Annotated in this window: 1 protein-coding gene and 1 pseudogene; both read right to left on the minus strand. The window is 67.4% G+C overall.

The features are described 5' to 3' along the window. A pseudogene (locus EN994_RS31675) lies at positions 1 to 434 on the minus strand (ABC transporter permease); the annotation flags it as partial. Beyond that, positions 431 to 1,370: LLM class flavin-dependent oxidoreductase (locus tag EN994_RS31680; protein WP_127308164.1), on the minus strand; the 940-nt coding region annotated here is incomplete at its 5' end. The gene EN994_RS31680 and the pseudogene EN994_RS31675, both read right to left, overlap by 4 nt.

A 1,370-nucleotide genomic window follows, 5' to 3' on the forward strand; every position in this document is an offset into this window, starting at 1 on the left:
CCGAGCAGCGTGTTGACGTAGATCGGAAAGAACACGCCGAGCGCCACCAGGAACAGCTTGGCTTCCTCGTCGATGCCGAACCACAGGATGACCAGCGGGATCAGCGCCAGATGCGGAATGTTGCGGATCATCTGCAGCGTCGTGTCGGTCAGGCCGCGGCTGAGCGTCGACAGCCCGTTGGCAAGGCCAAGCGCAAAACCGATGGAGCCACCGACGGCAAAGCCGGCAAGGGCGCGCGCGGTCGAGACGCCGATGTTGCGGATCAGTTCGCCCGACAGCGTCAGCCGCCAGAAGGCCTCGGCGACCGCGCTGGGCGCCGGCAGCACGTTGGCCGGCATGACGCCGGCGCGGCTGGCAATCTCCCAGCCGGCAATGATCAGCGCCGGCAGCAGCCAGCCGATGGCGTTGCTATGCAGGCGCGTGGAAAAGCTCATGACGAAGCCTGCAGGCGGTTGGCGCCATGGAAGCCGACCGAGAATTCGTTGGCGATGTTCTCATGCGCCCGCTGCCGCCTGGTGCCGAGCCCGAGCTTCGGAAACAGAAGCTCGGCGACGCGGTAGGCCTCCTCGAGATGCGGATAGCCCGAGCCGATGATGGTATCGATGCCGATCGCCTGGTATTCGCGGATGCGCCCGGCGATCTGTTCCGGCGTGCCGACCAGCGCCGTGCCGGCGCCGCCGCGCACCAGCCCGACGCCGGCCCACAGATTGGGCGACACCACCAGCCTGTCACGGCGGCCGCCATGCAGCTCCGACATGCGGCGCTGGCCGACCGAATCCATCTGGTTGAGGAAGCGCGCCTGCGCGTTTTCGATCTGGGCGTCGGTGACATGGCTGATCAGCCGGTCGGCGGCGCGCCAGGCTTCGTCCTCGGTCTCGCGCACGATGAAATGCAGCCGGATGCCGAAGCGCAGTTTTCTGCCGCGCCGCGCCGCCTTTGCGCGCGCCGCGGCCAGCTTCTCGGCGACCTGCGCCGGCGGTTCGCCCCAGGTCAGATACATGTCGACGAGGTCCGCGGCGAGGTCCTGGCCGGCATCCGACGATCCGCCGAAATAGAGCGGCGGCCGTTCCTGGTGCGGCAGAAGGTCGAGGCGGCCATTTTCGACGCGGTAATATTTGCCGTTGAAATTGACCCGCTCGCCGGACACCAGGCCGCGCCAGATGGTCAGGAATTCATGCGCCTGGGCATAGCGCTCGTTATGCGGCAGGAAGACGCCGTCGCCGGCGAGCTCGGTCGGGTTGCCGCCGACCACGACATTGAGCAGCAGGCGGCCATTGCTCAAGCGATCGAGGGCGGCGGTCTGGCGTGCGGCGAAAGTCGGCAGCGTCACGCCCGGCCGCAGCGCGACCAGGAACTTCAGTTTTTCGGTG

Source organism: Mesorhizobium sp. M7A.F.Ca.CA.002.09.1.1 (assembly GCF_003998555.1).
In the GTDB taxonomy this organism is placed as follows: Bacteria; Pseudomonadota; Alphaproteobacteria; order Rhizobiales; family Rhizobiaceae; genus Mesorhizobium; species Mesorhizobium ciceri.